This is a genomic window from Eudoraea chungangensis (assembly GCF_029360665.1).
Lineage (GTDB): Bacteria > Bacteroidota > Bacteroidia > Flavobacteriales > Flavobacteriaceae > Eudoraea > Eudoraea chungangensis.
In genome coordinates this window covers 43,207-60,644 of the sequence record NZ_JARDUB010000006.1, presented here as the reverse complement: position 1 = coordinate 60,644, position 17,438 = coordinate 43,207, and the positions used below count along the sequence as shown (strand labels likewise).

Sequence of the window (17,438 nt, the reverse complement as noted above, 5' to 3'; positions counted from 1 at the left end):
AGTACCATGATTCTATGATAAAATTTTTTAGACGACTAAGACAGAATTTAATATCAGAAGGTAAAACAGAAAAATATTTTAAATATGCTATAGGAGAAATTATATTAGTAGTTATTGGTATTCTGGTGGCACTCTCCATAAATAATTGGAACGACCAAAGAAAAAATAGATTAACCGAGGCTGAGTATTACTGTAAACTCCTAAATGATTTGGAACTAGATCAAAAAAATATTGAAATACTATATAAAGAATCCCAATATAAGATTGAAGTAAGCAAAAAATTGTTACTAGAGCTTAAAGGCACCAAGAAAGACAAATCTTATTTCATTGACAACTATATCCAGGCCTTAAGGACTAACATATTTGTACCCACCAAAGCGACAATTACCGATATCCTGTCTACAGGAAAATTAAATCTCTTTACCAACGATTCCTTGAAAAATAGTATTATCGACTACTACGCAGAACTAGATAAATATTTATACCAACTAGAAATCAACCATTCTAAAAGTTTAGAACGGGGTTTTGCATACGAAAGTGACCTTGAGTTTGGTTTCCATTATGCCAAATACGCCAAGATAGCCTTAGGACCGGAAATTGTGGAGACACTTCCTGTGAATGATTGGCAATTTGACAAAGATTCGGACTATTTCAAGCAGTTTCAAGACGATTTAGTCTTGTTTGTTATGATGAGCGAAAGAGAGAAACAGCACTTTGATGGTATCTTGAATGAAATGCAGCCCATATACCAACAATTAAAAATGGAGTGTACTTCGCGTTAAAGCGAACCTAGGATAGCCACAACATAAGTATTAGCTTACTTTCCCGATTTTTATGGCTAGTTTAGAGAACTTAAATTTCCATGAAAACAAAATTGTACTACACCTTAAACAAAAAGTATGCGAATCCAACTAAATAAAACATTACTTACTGCCATGGCAGTATTAATTGCAATGAGTGCTTGCAAGCAAAATAATAAGACCCACAAGAATAAACTAACTACAACAGCATCTCATAAAAACGTCCTTGACGCCGTAATTGATTCAGTAAATGTAGAAATTAATAATGGGGAATACGGCTTAATTGACCGTTTTATGGTAGTACAAAACGAAAAATTAATAGCGGATTTTAAATATAAGCAGGATTATGCGTCTATTGCTCAAAAATATGACACGACCAACCACCAGTATAATTATAATCATCCCGACTGGCATCCCTATTATAGGGATACAGAACTCCATACTTTACAATCGGTCACCAAGAGTGTTACGTCCATACTCTTAGGTATAGCCTTAGATTCCTTAGAACAATACAATGTTAGCACAAGGGTGATGCCTTTGTTTTCAGACTATGATTTGAAAGTAACAGACCAAAGAAAGAGTTTGATAACAATTGAAGACTTATTAACCATGCGAAGTGGCCTTGAATGGAACGAAGGGAATTATACAGATCCTTCGGACGACTGCATTATTATGGAGGCCAGTGCACAATGGATACCATACGTTCTAAATAAACCTACAGACACTATCCCAGGTACTTCCTTTGAATATAATAGCGGAGCAAGCGTATTATTGGGGAAAATAGTACGAATTATTTCAGGACAAAGAATAGACAAATATGCTGAACAAAAACTGTTTGGCCCTCTAGGAATAACAGAGTACTATTGGAAAATAACGCCCGAGGGAGAAGTGGATACAGAGGGTGGCTTGTATCTTAAAGCAGAAGACTTAGCCAAACTAGGGGCTCTTTTTCTTAATAAAGGGAAATGGGAAAACCAACAAATTGTTTCCGAAACTTGGGTTAAAGCTTCCACAACTCCTGTAGTTAGTGACGTAAATCCCAAAAATGAAAACCAGGTGGGTTATGGTTACCAGTGGTGGGTTCCCTATCACACCAATGGAGAAGCGCAGATTTTTGCAGGGAATGGTTTCGGTGGCCAGTATTTAATGGTTGCACCGGAATATGATTTGATTGTGGTTTTTAATGGATGGAATATAAATGAATCCGTAGAAAAATCTACCTGGCATGTTTTGCAAGACAGGATACTTCCGCGATTACAAAACCCCTTATAAATTGCAATATCTTTTGGGTATATCTTCTGAGAAAAGGAAGTAAGCTCTTGAACGCCCATAATGTACAGAAGTTTTATTTTGCCCTTCAATCAACCAATGGCCTTTCAATTAAATTGAATTCTCTTTTGTATTTTTAGTTCGTCCGATAAAATTTTAAAATTATATTTCCCATGGATTATCAGTAGAAACAATTGCTTTTAAATTTACTTAAAAAGCTTGGACTATTACCTTAGAATACCTAAACTTAAAAATGCTATGATAGATCTAAAAAAAACAAGTGGCACCGTATGTACACTAATACTTCTCTGCCATTTAGCTAATAGTCAAGAATTATCAAACCCGAATGATGCCATTGCTTCTGATACCATACAGCAGGGACTCCAAGGGTCCCCAAACCCCATGAATTCTAATAGGCCAATATATACAGGAGAGGAACTTTTAGACCAGACCTTTCCCAATTCAATTCCTATATTCGGTTCGGGAGTTAGATTGCGTATTGGCGGCTACGTAAAAGCAGACATGATTCATGATTTTGACTATATAGGGGATCCGTTTGAATTTGAATTGGGCAGTATTGCTGTAGAAGGAAGTCCTGAAAGAGAACTAGGAGGAACTACAACCTTTCATGCGAAGGAAACCAGGATTAATTTTGATTTTAGATCCAAGGCGAAATGGAAAAATGGCAAAGAATTTCCTGTAAAAATATATCTAGAATTAGATTGGTTTTTTGATGACCCTTCTTCGCGGTTAAACACTAGATTACGCCAAGCATATGGCGTAGTGGGTAGGCTGCTTGTTGGAAGAACCTGGACCACTTCGGGAGACTTAAGCGCCATTCCTAGTCTAATTGATTTTGCAGGCGGTGATGCCTTATATGGAGGACGTGTTACGCAGATTAGATGGCAAGACACTTTTGCTGACAAATGGTCCTACGCCGTAGCACTAGAAGACCCTGCAGGGCAAATTGATAATCCAGATAATATAGAAGGACAATTTAGGCCGCAGTATCCTAATCTGGCAGGTAATATCCGGTATAAATCAAATAACGGTTCAACAATTCAAGTAGGTGCAGATTTATTTGGATTAACATGGAGAGGTCCCGAAACCAGTCCTAATGTTACAACCGTGGCTTATGCACTTACTGTTATGAGTAGGATTATTGTAGTAGGTAAACACTACCGCGATGCCTTTACCTGGGGTGGCGGAATTGGTAAAGGTCAGGCACACCGCATTATAGCCTTGTCTTGGGATGGAAAAGCCTCAGGTGTAGTGGATGAGAACGGCCTTGATGCTGCACCGGCTTGGTTTGCATATACCGGCTATAATCATTATTGGACGGAGAAATTAAACTCTAATATTGCTGCTTACTGGGCTGGCACTACCCTATCTGATATTCAAACAGATGATACCATAGCCAATGCAGGATCTGCCCACCTAAATTTAGTATATTTTCCATACAAAAAGATTTCCTGTGGCGTAGAGTATATGTATGGTCTGAGAGAAAATAAGAACGGTGTTGAAGGTAAGGCCGGTAGAATCCAGTTTATGGCGAAGTTTATGTTTAATTAGTTCGACGGAATTTTATCTAATGAACATTGTTTATTGGATATTTACCACAAGAAATTTAAGGCTAAACAAGGTCCGAAATAAGGATTTGTGCTCTATTGAAAGATTCAAGGAACCAGTAACTTTAATGAATTTTCATTTTAGACAGCAAATCACTTTAATAAAGATTTCTGCAGTAGCGGTCTTTTAAGAATTCCACTTATACAAAGATTTTCTATCTATGCAGAAAAATGTAACTTTTCTCCAAAATACCCGTCCTTCCACTAAACTCATAAATTTCTACAATGAAAAAAATTTTAATTTTCCTTTTATCTTTTATTCCTCTCGCCCTCACCTCTTGCAATAAAAAGAGCTCTATCCAAAAAAAGGAGTCAGATATCAGTCAGCTTATATCTAGAACCTTTAAAGAAGAAATTTTCCTAGAAGACCAAAGAGTGACTTCTATTAAATCGATAGCTCCTGAGCTCCACGGGCTTTTTGAGGAGCATATGAAAACTAAAAACATCCCTGGAATTGCATATGGCTTGGTTATAGACGATTCCCTTGTACTTTCGTCGGCAACTGGTTTAGCTGAAATAGAAGATAAGGTGCCCGTTTCCACCAAGACTTCCTTTAGAATTGCTTCTATGACCAAAAGCTTTACGGCCATGGCTATTTTAAAACTGCGAGATGAAGGGAAATTATCCTTAAAGGATCCCGTTGTTCAGTATATTCCAGAAATAGAAAGCCTGGAATATCTTACTACAGACTCACCAATAATTAATATCGAAAATTTACTTACAATGACGGCTGGTCTTCCAGAAGATAATCCCTGGGGGGATAGACAGCTTGAAATTTCCACTAAATCTTTTTTAGAAATTATTTCGAAAGGACTAAGCCTGTCTAAAGTTCCTTCCTATCAATTTGAGTATAGCAATACTGGTTATGCCATGTTAGGGCATATTGTTTCAAAAGTTTCGGGAATACCATATCAATTATATATCAAGGAAAAAATACTAATTCCGTTAGGAATGAACAGTACCTACTGGGAATATACAGATGTTCCCAAAGAACAACTAGCCATAGGTTATAGATGGGAAGACGAAGACTGGAAAAAAGAACCTATATTACACGATGGAGCCTATGGTGCTATGGGTGGCCTAATTACCTCTATAGAAGATTTCAGTAAATATGTAAGCTTTCATCTAGAAGCATGGCCTCCCCGCTCTACTATAGATCAAGGACCTCTAAAACGAAGCTCAGTAAGAGAAATGCACAGGCCACAATACAATTTCCTAAACACATGGAATAAAGATTGGAACAACGAGCCTTGTGCACGTATGATAGGATACGGCTATGGATTAGGTATTTCTATGGATTGTAAAAGAATCCAAAGAGTTTCCCATGGTGGAGCATTACCTGGCTACGGAAGTACTTATACGTTTTATCCGCAATACGGAATTGGTATAATGGCTTTTGGAAACTTAACGTATACGCGTACAATTCCTAATGATAAAATAGAAAAACTCTTGTTTGAAAAACTAGATTTAAAAGCTCGTAAACTACCCGCTTCTAACATTCTAGTAAAAAAAAGAGAAGAAATTATAGCCCTTTTTGCAGACGGAAGAGTTCATTTCGACGATAATATTTTTGCAGAGAACTTTTTCCTAGACGAATCTAAAAAAAGGCGAAAAGAAGAAATTCAAAAAGTATTGGATAAGGCTGGAGCCATAATAAACATTGGAAAAATGAATGCGAGAAATCAATTACGTGGGGATTTTATATTGGAAGGTGATAAAGGCAACGTCGAGGTATTTTTTACACTTTCTCCGGAAAAAAATCCAAAAATTCAACATCTGGACGTTAACTATGCCTCAAAAGATACTGAATAAAAATCTGAGAAATTGTATAAAAAACGGAGTGCACTTAGTGCATTCCGTTTTTTTGTTTTTTAGACCTCCTAACTGCGTGTAAAACCAAAAACAGCCGGGGCAAAGGTGGCATGAAGCCCCATCCCTATTGCCGCACCCTTCATCTCCTCTGGAATATTGCCACAGAACAAGAACTCACCTGGATAGGCAACGGCCAATAAATTTTCAAAATGCCCCGCAGCGGTGGTTCCTAAGTGAAAACCTACTGCACCTGCGTCCTGAAATTTATCCATAACTACTAGTTTGGAAACTGATTCATCAAAAAAGCATTGTACATTCATGGCTCCTGGTTCATTCGCCTTCATCTGCGCGGTTACCTCTTTATAAATTCCTTTTAACTCCTCAGATTTTCCTTCTTTGGCAGTCCATGAATACACTACCATAACTTCTTGATTTTCCATTTTATGTTTGATTTAAGATTAATTCATCTTTATTAACTCCTTTTAGAAGCTCCTTCTCCCTGTATAGTATGTCAACATCACCTGAATTTGGGCACTACTACTTTTTGTTACTTCAAATATATTGACGTTTATAAATATTTTTAGGGTGTTATTTAGACATCCTAAAGGGTTGTTTACGCCACAATTTTTGTTTATCCTTGTGGTTATGAAACATCTTAGTATTATCGTTCCTCAAGGGAATAGCATTGTGGATACCATTATTGGTCCTTATAATATGCTTAAAATGGCCAACACCTATCATCAGAACTATCACGGATTGCATGAACCGCTATTCCATATAGATTTGGTAGGTTTAGACAATACCCCGGTAACTTACCAAGGACTTTTTACCCTGCAGCCTACCAGCAATATTTCTGACTTGGAGAAAACAGATTTAATAATTATATCTCCGATTAGTGGTGACCTCGAAAAAGCGATTAGCGCGAATACTAAATTTGTACAATGGATTAAAAAACAAAGAATAATAAACAATGCTGAATTAGCCAGTCTTTGCAAAGGAGCTTTTCTTTTGGCAGAAACAGGCTTGGTGAATGGCAAGAAATGTGCAACCCATTGGACGGCTCACGACTTATTCCGCCTTAAGTATCCCAACGTAAATCTAATACCAGAAAGCATTATTTGCGAGGACAGCGGGATATACTCCAGCGGAGGGGCTTACTCCATCTTAAATTTTACCCTCTACCTAATTGAACGCTATTTTGGAAGAAAAACTGCCATCTGGACTTCCAAAATCTCAGAGATAGCCTTCGATCGTATTAGTCAGAACGAATTCATAATATTTAAAGGGCAAAAGGAGCATCAGGACCAACAAATCATTATAGCACAAGAGTATATCGAGAAAAACTATGAGAAAAAGTTAAGTGTAGAAGCTATTGCCTCAAAGATTCATTTAAATAGTAGGAGCTTTTTGCGAAGATTTAAGAAGGCTACCTCCAATACTCCATTAGAGTATATTCAGCGGGTACGTATAGAAGCGGCTAAAAACAAGCTCGAGTCTACAGCGGACACTGTTTTAGAAGTCATGTTCGGCATTGGCTATAACGATGACAAGGCTTTTAGAAAAACGTTCAAAAAGTATACAGGCGTATCCCCAAAAGAATATCAAATGAAATATAACAGAGAAACGGCTTTTGCCCATAGAGTTAGTTAACAAAGATTATTCACAGTGTCTACTTCTATAAAATCGCCATAAAAATTATTTACTAGATCAATAATTGTTAATGTTTTTTTACCAAATAAACTTGTATATTCATAAGAAATATACTTGATATCCTCTACAATTGTTATCCAATAAACAAAATAGAATACTATAGTTAAATTTACTGAATCTCAGACTAAATATAGAAATAACTCTATGACAAAGAAAGGCCTAGTTTTAAGTGGCTTTATACTTCTAAAATTTTTACTTCAATACCGTCTAATAAGCCCTGAATATGAATTACAAAGAGATGAATATCTGCACCTAGATTTAGGTCATCATTTGGCCTGGGGATATTTATCAGTTCCCCCCTTTTCTTCCTGGGTTTCGAAAATCATTTACCTTCTGGGAAATTCAGTTTTTTGGATTAAGTTCTTTCCCTGCCTCTTTGGGGCCCTGACAATTTTAATCGTTTGGAAAGCCATAGAGGAGCTAAAAGGAAGTTTATTCGCCCTCATATTAGGCGCAACCTGCGTTTTGTTTTCTGCACTTTTAAGACTTAATACCCTCTATCAGCCTAATTCATTTGATGTTCTAAGCTGGACACTGGTCTACTTTTTGGTGATTAAATACTTCAATTCCAAAAATATGAAGTGGTTGTTTATAGCGGCTATGGCATTTGCCTTAGGGTTTTTAAACAAGTATAATATTGTTTTTTTATTATTAGGATTGCTCCCTGCTATTTTAATAAGTGAACAACGCAGCGTTTTTGCGCAAAAAAAATTTTACATCGCCCTTGCGCTGGGATTAATCCTGATAACCCCAAATCTTTTGTGGCAATACCATAATGATTTTCCCGTAATTCGTCATTTAAAAGAACTGGAGAGCACCCAATTAATAAATGTAGACCGGCTAGGTTTTTTAAAATCTCAGGTGTATTTTTTTATAGGCTCCTTATTGGTAATATTTGCCTCATTATATAGTCTCTTGCTTTACAAACCTTTTAAAAAGTATAGATTTTTCTTTTGGTCTTTCTTTTTCACTCTCTTGGTATTTCTGTATTTCAAAGCAAAAGACTATTACGCAATAGGAATGTACCCAATTTACCTATCTTTTGGTTCTGTTTTCCTGGGGAATATTCTAAAAGATGGATGGAAAAAGTATTTGCAGCCCATTGCAATCGCACTTCCCGTATTAGTCTTTATTCCAATATTCCAAATCGCTTTCCCCAATAAAAGTCCTGCATATATATTGGAAAACAGCGCAACATATAAAGCGCTTGGACTACTTCGTTGGGAAGACGGGAAAGATCATTTGCTACCCCAAGACTACGCGGATATGCTTGGATGGAAAGAAATGGCAAGGAAGGTAGATTCTATTTATAGAAAAATTCCTAAACCCAATAACACTCTAATTATTTGTGATAATTATGGCCAGGCAGGCGCCATAAACTATTATTCTGAAGAAGGACTCAAAGCAGATTCTTTTAGTGCAGATTATATTAACTGGTTTAATCTAAAAAAACCTTATGGTAATTTAATAAGGATAAGAAACTATGAGGTGGAAGACAAAGAGATGGAAAAAACCAGCCCCTATTTTGAATCCTCAGAATTGGCCGATTCTATTACCAATACTTACGCTAGGGAATACAAAACAAGAATATATGTCTTTTTAAGAGCCAAGGTTGACGTAAATAAGAGAATAAAAGAAGAAATTAAAGAAGTGAAAAATTATGACTAAGCATAACATTTTAATCCTTAAATTAAACTCTTCCAAATGTAGGATTATGTTTATTATTTATTGATTAGACTTCACATTTGTAATTAAAGAAAATGACCAAAACCTTATAGAAACAAAGAAGATGGATTTAATAAAAATTGAGAATAAAAATATTTATGAATTTCATGCAAGTGAAAAACTAAAGGCCGAGGACGCCAATAGACTCATGAGATCCTTTAAAGAATTTAAAGAAAATGGCGAAAAAATAAACTTGTTGGGCGTAATTAAGAAGCTTTCGATACCCGATGATTTTTCATCCTTTGATGATATTTTAAAGATGAAGATTTATTCTCTTGGCGTTATTAAAAAATACGCCATCTTATCTAACAAGAACTGGTTAAATACCATGGTTCCTGCTGCAAATTTTTTCACACCAAATATTCCTATAAAAACCTTCGAAATGCACGAAAGGGATAAGGCTATCGCTTGGTTAGAAGATATGGAGATAAAAACTTATTCACCAGAAGAGTATTTGGCAGAGATTGAAATCGAGGAACTTCGAAACGGTGTTTATGAGGTTGAATTCACAGAAGACAAGCTAAGCCACGCTGCGGTAAGCGCACTTTATGATCTGTTCAACAAAAAATCGGAGAAAATAAACCTATTATTGATTTTACGTTCATTTCCCTCCATAGAAAATTTAAAAACCCTTGTTAAGGGTATTGAAGTAGACCTAAAAGCTATTGGCAAGGTTGGCAAATACGGTATTGTTACAGATGAAAAATGGCTCGACAGAATATCCGATGTATTGGATTTTATGACCCCTGGAATGGACGTAAGAGTTTATAAAATTTCCGCGATAGAAGAAGCACGCGAATGGATCGTTAAAGGATAAATTTCCTTCAAAATACGGCGTTATCGAATAATTCCTAAAATCACCGACTTTGTACACAGGAAGAAAGGCTTGCATAAATTTAAAAATACCCGGCGTCAGAATTAGTGCTCGGAAAGATAATTTTCTTTATGATCTAAAAGTAATTGTTGTATTTATACTATTCTTAATAGTATCTGCCTGTAAGAATACGAATAAGCCTGAGCATAACCCCGCAACAAAATTTACAGAAGAGCTTACAGAATTAAAGGATTTTTTTAAAATACCCGGACTCGCAATTAGCATCGACCAAAATGGAGAAACTATTTATTCCAAATATCTGGGAGTGGCCGACTTGGAAAAGTCCACAAAAATAGATGCTACCACATTATTTCCAATAGCATCTCTTACCAAAGTGTTTTCAGGAGTTCTTTTAATGAAACTGGTAGAAAAGGGCAGGCTAAACTTAGACGTTCCTATCAATAGTTTTCATTCCGAATCTTCATTAGGAGATTCTATCCTAATAAAACACGTATTCTCTCATACTTCACAGGGTAAGCCCGGCCAAGAATTCTTATACAGCTCCAGATTCGGACTTTTAACCGAGGTGATTGAACAAGCCGGAGGCATGTCCTTTTCAGAGGCTTTAAGGGAAGAGATTTTAGACCCGCTACAACTCAAAAACACCTTTTTGCTCCAAGATTCAAGCCAGCTGTTGCAAAAGGGGCCAAGCTTTGCAAAACCATACCTCCTGGATCAGGGAATTGAAAGTGGCTTTGTCGATTTTGGATTTTCTGCGTCTGCCGGGATAGTTTCCAATCTGGAAGATTTAGCAGTCTTCAACAGCGCTTTGGATAATAACTTGTTATTAAGTAAGAACTCCAAAAGCACTATGTTTTCTCCTTTTGCTGAAGATTTACCCTATGGCCATGGTATTTTTAGTCAGGAATTTCTAGGTCTGAATATGGTATGGGCATATGGGCAATACGACTGTTATTCTAGCCTTATTTTAAAAATCCCAGAGAAGAATTTAACCCTAACTATTCTCGCTAATAGTAGTCTACTGAGTGATCCTGCCAGACTAATCTATGGCGATATTACTTCGTCATTATTTGCTCTTAGTTTTCTAAAAAACTATGTATGTTCTGTGGAGGAGATGACGCTCATTGAAAAACAACTTCCTGTGGCTAAGAGATCCGGTATAGATAAGGAATTCTTTCGAAAAAAACTTCTAGCCCAAGCCCTGGCAGAATCCTATATGGCAAGGTATGAACCAGAAAGACTCGCCTCTAGCGCAGCTATTTTGAGAAAAGTCTTTTCGGCCTATCCGGATTACTTAACCTATGCCAATCTTAACCTTTTACATAATCTTTCTTTTTTAAAGGATGTTGCATTCTTTATGGAACTAGGAGAGTTTAAGGAGTTTGATACCCAACTAGTTAGTATTGGAGAAAAAATGCTGGCTGTGGAGGCAGACAATCCGTATGTGAACATTTATCTTGGCACCTTCTATGACCGAAATGGCAATATGCAAAAAGCCAGATTCCATTTTGAAAATATAATAAATGCCAAAAATTTCTCCAATAATTGGTATACACAAGAAGCCTTGGCATGGTTAAATACTAATAAATAATTCTATGACAGCTATTAACGCAATAGACTTTACGGTACAAATAAATAAACTCCATCACCTGCAAATAGTAGAAAAAGTGTATTCAGAGGAACTGGCGCCAAATCAGGTTCTTTTGGAAATTGATAGATTTTCCTTCACTTCCAATAACATAACTTATGGAGTGGTTGGAGAACAATTGGACTATTGGAAATTTTTCCCTACGCATTCTGGTTTCGGAATTATTCCAGCTTGGGGACTGGCCAATGTCGTAGCATCAAAGCATCCCGATATACAAGTAGGTCAAAGATTTTATGGATACTATCCAATGAGTACCCACTTATTGGTAACCGCTAAAACTTCTAAAAAACAAGGTTTTTGGGATGTCACAGAACACAGGAATTCGCTTCCTGCCATCTATAATTTTTATACAGACACAGCCCAAGATTCTTCTTATACTCCTGAGACCGAGAACCTAATTTCCATATTTCGTCCCTTGTTTGTTACTTCTTTTTTAATAGACGATTTTTTGGCGGAGGAAAATTTCTATGAGGCCACCCAAATTCTTATTACAAGTGCCTCCAGTAAAACCGCCTTGGCGTTGGTATCCTTGTTGGCAAACAGAAAACAAAAAGAGACTTTAAATTTAAACCTTGTAGGACTCACCTCTAAAAAGAACATAGGATTTGTAAGCAAGTTGGCGGTATATGATCAGATTTTGTCTTATGAACATCTTGCCGATATTAGAGAATTCGAAAAAACAGTAATCATAGACTTCACGGGCAACCATAACTTGCAATACCAATTACAAAGGCTTTTAGGTAATAATCTGATATATAATTGTCTTGTAGGCCTAGTAGATTGGCAAAATCAGGCTGGTGAAAAGGAACTACCCACAAAGGGAGAGTTTTTTTTCGCCCCTACTCAGGCAGAAATTCGACAAAAAGTGTGGGGTCCAACGGAATTTCAACAAAGATTGGGAAGAGCATGGCAATTCTTTATAAACAATATTCAGCAGATTATCAGTATTAAAGAATACATCGGGCCCGAGAGTTTAAAAGTGCTGTATTTGGATATGTTAGAAGGAAAAGTTAATCCTGAGCACGGCAACATAGTACGATTGAGCAGTAGTTCAAGAATATAAAAAAAACGTAACTATAGACCTTTATTATTCTTCTTTTCCAATAGCCTAAATACTAGTGTAGCCTAAAGTATACCTCAGCTGGCTATGGTCGTAGCCATTTTCCTTTTCTATTGTTTTCTTTTAATATGGTCTGGCTCTCAGACTATATTTTAAGGAAGCCTTAATTCTTTGTACAGACTCTATTGTAACTATCTGCCTGGAAAATCGTCTTCGGAGAAACACAGCATGATGAATACTAAAACACTCCTGACTCTTGGTTGGATAACTTCGGCTACCTTTATTCTGGGAACGATTTTCTGGGGATACCAATTGGATAGTTATAACGCGGTTTCTCAGACCGTCAGTGAGATCGGTAAAAAAGGTTCTCCACTTTATAGCCAGTGGCAGGTTTTTAGTATCGGGGTTGGATTTCTAATACTCATTTTCGCCTTTGGCATTATTTCTTATGCTAAAAAACGAAGCAAATCTCTTGTTCCGGGTATTTTTATGCTGGTGTATGGCCTATCACAAGTGGCTATGGGTAGTTTTCCGTCACCACATCCTCTTCACAATATTTTTGGTTTGTCTATGATTATAGGCTATTTCACTCCCTTAGTATTTGCCTTAACATGGAGAAAATATCCCGAAACTAGCTTTAGAAAAATTTCTTTCTTATCGTTTTTATTAATCCTTATTGGAATTATATTGAATTTGTCACCCGCCTTTGCGCCAGAATTATATCCTCTCGAGTATTATGGGCTGGTACAGCGTTTACTGCTTTTTACATTTTATGGATACCTTGCCTACCTTAGTTTTAGATTTACAAGCAAAAAGTTCTATTGATAAAGACCAAAACATCTCAAAAAGAGCACGAAGAGGTCATTTCTTATCCTAAATCTTTGAACACTTGAAAAATGCAATTTGGACAATATTTTTACCATTTTCATTAATTTAAAGATTATCTATCTTAGGGCATTGAATAAAATCCTGTGTTAAAAAAATGCTCAGATTAAAGATAAGCTGGAAATACTGTATTGCCTTTTATTGTATTGGTATGCTTTATGCATCCTTACATGAACTAATTCATCATTTTGCCGGATTTTTGGTTTGTGGGGATTGGGGATATAAAAGCTTTAACTATTTCGAAACTGCATGTGATGATTTACCAAAGTCTTTTATAGCTACCTATGCAGGGCCCGTTTTTACATATATCATGATGTATGTCGGCGCCTTTTTTCTGAATGATAAATTTTCCGACTATAAAAAACATCTCGGTTTTGCAATGATTTTTGCTCAAATACCCTTACAAAGGATGATATCCCCATTCTTTAGAATGAATGATGAATTCTACGCCACTTCCATGCTTCTAGGTAATACTTCAGCTGTATATTGGTCGGTAATCCTGGTTATTTGGATTGTTTGTTTACCGCCACTAATAAAGGCCTATAGAGCAATTGATAACAAATATAGACTCTGGTGGTTTTTGTTTTATTTAGTTTTGTTCCCATATTTATTAGTGGGTCCATTTTTCTTTGGCCTAGAATATTTAATGGTAGAAAGAGAGTTTCTGGCCCAGCCCTTTATTGGAATAGGATTACTCTTTATTATTAATGAAATACTTACCATTATAGCATATTATTTCACAAAAAAATATATTAATCCACACCGAAAGTATAGGGTGTACACCAACAATAAATATCTTTAATCAAGAAAGTATAAAGAGAATAAACTATAGAAAAAAAATAATAAGCCCAATAACTAATTGTCTCTTGATGCGATTGGGATGAACAAACCAGATATCATGTACAAAATTAGGATATTATTACTGTCTTTAACCATAGGGTTTATATCCTGTAAAGACCAAAAAAAAGAAGATAGTCGCTTACATATTGCCAAACAATACTATAAATTATTGGCCAGTTCTGACCCTACGGGTATAGAGGCTATTTTGACAGATACCCTTCTGACCTTGGAAACAGAATACAATTACGAACAAACATTTTCTTTAGAAGAATATCTTGATTGGTTAAAATGGGATGCCGTATTTGATCCAACCTATGAAATCCTTGAAATTCAACAGGAGGAAGAACTAGTCATTGCAAAAGTTTCGAAGTTCGATAAAAGAATTTCGTTTCTTCATAAAAATCCCATAGTAATTAAACAAATACTTCGATTTAAGGAAGAAAAGATTACTACTATAGAAACCTTCGAATATTTGGTATTTAATGATTCAGTATGGATTGGTAATAGAGAAAGTCTCGTTAATTGGATAGACAAAAAATACCCGGAATTAAATGGATTTCTCTACGACCAAACGGAAAAAGGAGGGCTAAATTATTTAAAGGCAATGCAGCTGTATTCTAACCAATAAGGTGAAGTGACATTTGTATCGAAATACATTGATAATTAGACCATTTCTAATTAAAATACCTAGGCCATTTTAGCATAACCTCCTCTTGATAAACAAGGATAATTGCCACAATTATGAAGGATATTCTTAAAAAAAAGCACTAAGTTTAACAAAGAATACTATAAATAAAGAAAATGAAAAAACAATTATGGAAGTCCATGGTATTACTTCTTATAGGAGTAACCACAAGCTATGCACAGCAGGAATTGAATAGAGAAATATTGCCCATTATTCCTCCTGAACCGGCAACCTACTCAGAATTATCAACAGAGAACACAGAGCCTCCGGCTCCCTTTAATGTTACCGCACCAGAAGGTGCTCCCAATGTGGTAATTATTTTGATTGATGATCTGGGTTTGGGTGCTACTTCGGCTTTTGGGGGTCCTATAAAGACGCCAACCATGGATAAATTAGCTACCAATGGTCTGCGTTATAACAACTTTAATACTACTGCTCTTTGTTCCCCCACCCGTATGGCTATAAAAACGGGTAGAAACCATCATACCTGTAATACCGGTTCTATAATGGAATCATCTACAGCTTACCCCGGAAATACAGGTGCCTTACCCATTAGTGTTTCGCCTTTGGCCGAAATGCTGCGATTAAATGGGTATAGTACTGCAGCCTTTGGAAAATGGCACGAAACGGCAGCATGGGAAACAAGTATTTCGGGGCCTTTTGACCGTTGGCCTACCCGCCAAGGATTCGACAAGTTTTACGGTTTTATTGGAGGAGAAACAGACCAGTGGGCTCCTCTTATCTATGATGGTGTAAAAAAGGTTAACCCGCCAAAAATGGACAATTATCATTTTACAACCGATATGACAAATCAGGCTATCAACTGGATAAAAGCCCAGCAATCCATGACGCCAGATAAACCCTTCTTTACCTATTTTGCAACAGGTGCAGTACACGCACCACACCATGTGTCCAAAGAATGGTCTGATAAATACAAAGGTCAGTTCGATAAAGGTTGGGATAAGGTCAGAGAAGAATCAACGAAAAATATGATTGCCAAAGGAGTTATTCCAAAAAACACAAAGTTGGCACCTAAACCAAAAGACATTAAGGATTGGTCAAAACTTACGGCAAATGAGAAAAAGTTATTTGCGCGTCAGGCAGAAGTTTTTGCTGGGTTTGTTGAAATGACAGACTATGAAATAGGTAGGATAATAGAAGCGGTTGATGAAATTGGGGAACTAGATAATACCTTATTTATTTTTATTGCCGGTGATAATGCTACAAGTGCGGAAGGTGGTATGGTTGGCATGTACAACGAAATGACTTACTTTAATGGTGTTGAGGAAAAAGTAGAAGATTTAATTCCACTAATGGACGACTGGGGTCTGGAAAATACTTTCCCACATATGGCCGCCGGTTGGGCCGTGGCTTTCGATGCCCCTTATACTTGGACCAAACAAGTGGCTTCGGATATGGGTGGCACCAAAACGGGAATGATTATTCATTACCCTAATGGTATAGAAGGAAAAAACGAGATACGTACACAGTTTACCCACGCCATAGATATTGCTCCAACGGTATTGGAAGTGGCCGGTCTTCCCGAACCAAAGGTGGTGAATGGCGTACCCCAAACTCCGATTGAAGGAACAAGTATGGCTTATTCATTTAACGATGCCGATGCCGCAGAACAACATACCATTCAATATTTTGAAATGTTTGGAAATCGAGCACTATACCTCAACGGATGGTATGCAAGAACCATTCACAGAGCGCCTTGGCAGGTAAGCGACCTACCCCCCCTGGAAGAAGACGTCTGGGATTTGTACAATACCCGGGAGGATTTTAGTTTGGTAAATAACTTAGCAGAAGAATACCCTGAAAAGTTAGAAGAAATGAAAAGCTTGTTTATGGCTGAAGCGCAAAAATATCATGTGCTGCCTATAGACGACAGGGTTATTGTTAGAATGAATGCAGAAGTAGCTGGCCGCCCTGATATTATGGATGGTAGAACTTCTTTAAGACTGTATGAAGGCATGGAAGGAATGATGGAGAATACCTTTATAAACATAAAAAACAAGTCGTTTGAAATAACTGCAGAGATAGAGATTACTGATGATAAGGCATCAGGAGTTATTTTGTGTCAGGGTGGTAGATTTGGTGGATGGGCACTTTATATGAGAGATGGAAAACCCGAGTTTGTATATAACTTTCTAGGCTTAGAACGATTTGTGGTTGCCAGCTCGGAAGCAGTTCAAAAGGGATCCGCAACCCTGAAATTTGAATTCATTTATGACGGTGGAGGAGCTGGAAAAGGCGGAAAAGGAGTGCTGTCTGTAAATGGAAATGAAGTAGGAAATGCCCGCATCGAAAAAACACAGCCGAATATTTTCTCGGCAGACGAAACAGCTGATGTTGGTTTGGATAATCAGACACCCGTGGCTTTGGGTATTGGCTATGGCCCAGCAGAAACTAAGTTTACGGGGAGAATTGATCAGATCATTGTAGAAGTAAAATAATACCTCAAAAATTACATAAAGGGTGTTTCTCCCACACCCTTTATATTCTCTTGTGCTTGCCAAATAGTGCGCAATATCTTAT

Annotated in this window: 14 protein-coding genes; 13 read left to right on the top strand and 1 reads right to left on the bottom strand. The window is 36.8% G+C overall.

Annotation, left to right across the window (positions count from 1 at the left end; all coding sequences use genetic code 11):
• Window positions 1–14 precede the first annotated feature (14 nt).
• The 4 genes from PXG98_RS13115 (at window position 15) to PXG98_RS13100 (ending at window position 5,509) form a co-directional block, all read left to right on the top strand.
• Window positions 15–782, top strand: coding sequence for a DUF6090 family protein (locus tag PXG98_RS13115; RefSeq protein WP_276391777.1), 768 nt, complete (start codon window positions 15–17; stop codon window positions 780–782).
• Window positions 783–899: 117 nt separating this feature from the next.
• Window positions 900–2,072: a serine hydrolase domain-containing protein gene (locus PXG98_RS13110; protein ID WP_276391775.1), complete on the top strand. Its 1,173-nt coding sequence runs from the start codon at window positions 900–902 to the stop codon at window positions 2,070–2,072.
• A gap of 255 nt (window positions 2,073–2,327) precedes the next feature.
• Window positions 2,328–3,641 (top strand): DcaP family trimeric outer membrane transporter, encoded by a 1,314-nt coding sequence (locus tag PXG98_RS13105; RefSeq protein WP_276391773.1) that lies wholly within the window; start codon window positions 2,328–2,330, stop codon window positions 3,639–3,641.
• Window positions 3,642–3,922: 281 nt separating this feature from the next.
• Window positions 3,923–5,509 carry a serine hydrolase domain-containing protein gene (locus PXG98_RS13100; protein ID WP_276391771.1) on the top strand — a complete coding sequence of 529 codons (1,587 nt, stop codon included), beginning with the start codon at window positions 3,923–3,925 and terminating at the stop codon, window positions 5,507–5,509.
• Window positions 5,510–5,577: 68 nt separating this feature from the next.
• Here PXG98_RS13100 and PXG98_RS13095 read toward each other — a convergent pair whose 3' ends face one another.
• Window positions 5,578–5,949 carry a hypothetical protein gene (locus PXG98_RS13095; protein ID WP_276391770.1) on the bottom strand — a complete coding sequence of 124 codons (372 nt, stop codon included), beginning with the start codon at window positions 5,947–5,949 and terminating at the stop codon, window positions 5,578–5,580.
• A 205-nt stretch (window positions 5,950–6,154) separates the two neighbouring features.
• On the opposite strand from PXG98_RS13095, the gene PXG98_RS13090 reads away from it, so the two are divergent.
• The 9 genes from PXG98_RS13090 to PXG98_RS13050 all read left to right on the top strand — a co-directional run bounded on the left by PXG98_RS13090 (window position 6,155) and on the right by PXG98_RS13050 (window position 17,356).
• Window positions 6,155–7,159 (top strand): GlxA family transcriptional regulator, encoded by a 1,005-nt coding sequence (locus PXG98_RS13090; RefSeq protein ID WP_276391769.1) that lies wholly within the window; start codon window positions 6,155–6,157, stop codon window positions 7,157–7,159.
• 204 nt (window positions 7,160–7,363) lie between these two features.
• Window positions 7,364–8,887, top strand: coding sequence for a glycosyltransferase family 39 protein (locus tag PXG98_RS13085; RefSeq protein ID WP_276391766.1), 1,524 nt, complete (start codon window positions 7,364–7,366; stop codon window positions 8,885–8,887).
• A gap of 121 nt (window positions 8,888–9,008) precedes the next feature.
• Window positions 9,009–9,761, top strand: a complete 753-nt coding sequence (locus tag PXG98_RS13080; protein WP_276391764.1) for a SpoIIAA family protein — start codon at window positions 9,009–9,011, stop codon at window positions 9,759–9,761.
• Window positions 9,762–9,810: 49 nt separating this feature from the next.
• A complete protein-coding gene (locus PXG98_RS13075; protein ID WP_276391761.1) occupies window positions 9,811–11,370 on the top strand; it encodes a serine hydrolase domain-containing protein in 1,560 nt (519 codons plus the stop codon).
• 4 nt (window positions 11,371–11,374) lie between these two features.
• On the top strand, window positions 11,375–12,490 hold the full coding sequence (locus tag PXG98_RS13070) for a DUF2855 family protein (protein ID WP_276391759.1): 1,116 nt from the start codon (window positions 11,375–11,377) through the stop codon (window positions 12,488–12,490).
• Window positions 12,491–12,658: 168 nt separating this feature from the next.
• Window positions 12,659–13,312 (top strand): DUF998 domain-containing protein, encoded by a 654-nt coding sequence (locus PXG98_RS13065; protein ID WP_276391757.1) that lies wholly within the window; start codon window positions 12,659–12,661, stop codon window positions 13,310–13,312.
• Between the two features lie 157 nt (window positions 13,313–13,469).
• A complete protein-coding gene (locus PXG98_RS13060) occupies window positions 13,470–14,174 on the top strand; it encodes a hypothetical protein (RefSeq protein WP_276391756.1) in 705 nt (234 codons plus the stop codon).
• Window positions 14,175–14,270: 96 nt separating this feature from the next.
• Entirely contained in the window at window positions 14,271–14,840 is a 570-nt protein-coding gene (locus tag PXG98_RS13055) for a hypothetical protein (RefSeq protein WP_276391753.1), read from the top strand.
• Window positions 14,841–15,013: 173 nt separating this feature from the next.
• On the top strand, window positions 15,014–17,356 hold the full coding sequence (locus PXG98_RS13050; RefSeq protein WP_276391751.1) for an arylsulfatase: 2,343 nt from the start codon (window positions 15,014–15,016) through the stop codon (window positions 17,354–17,356).
• The last annotated feature ends 82 nt before the right edge of the window (window positions 17,357–17,438 follow it).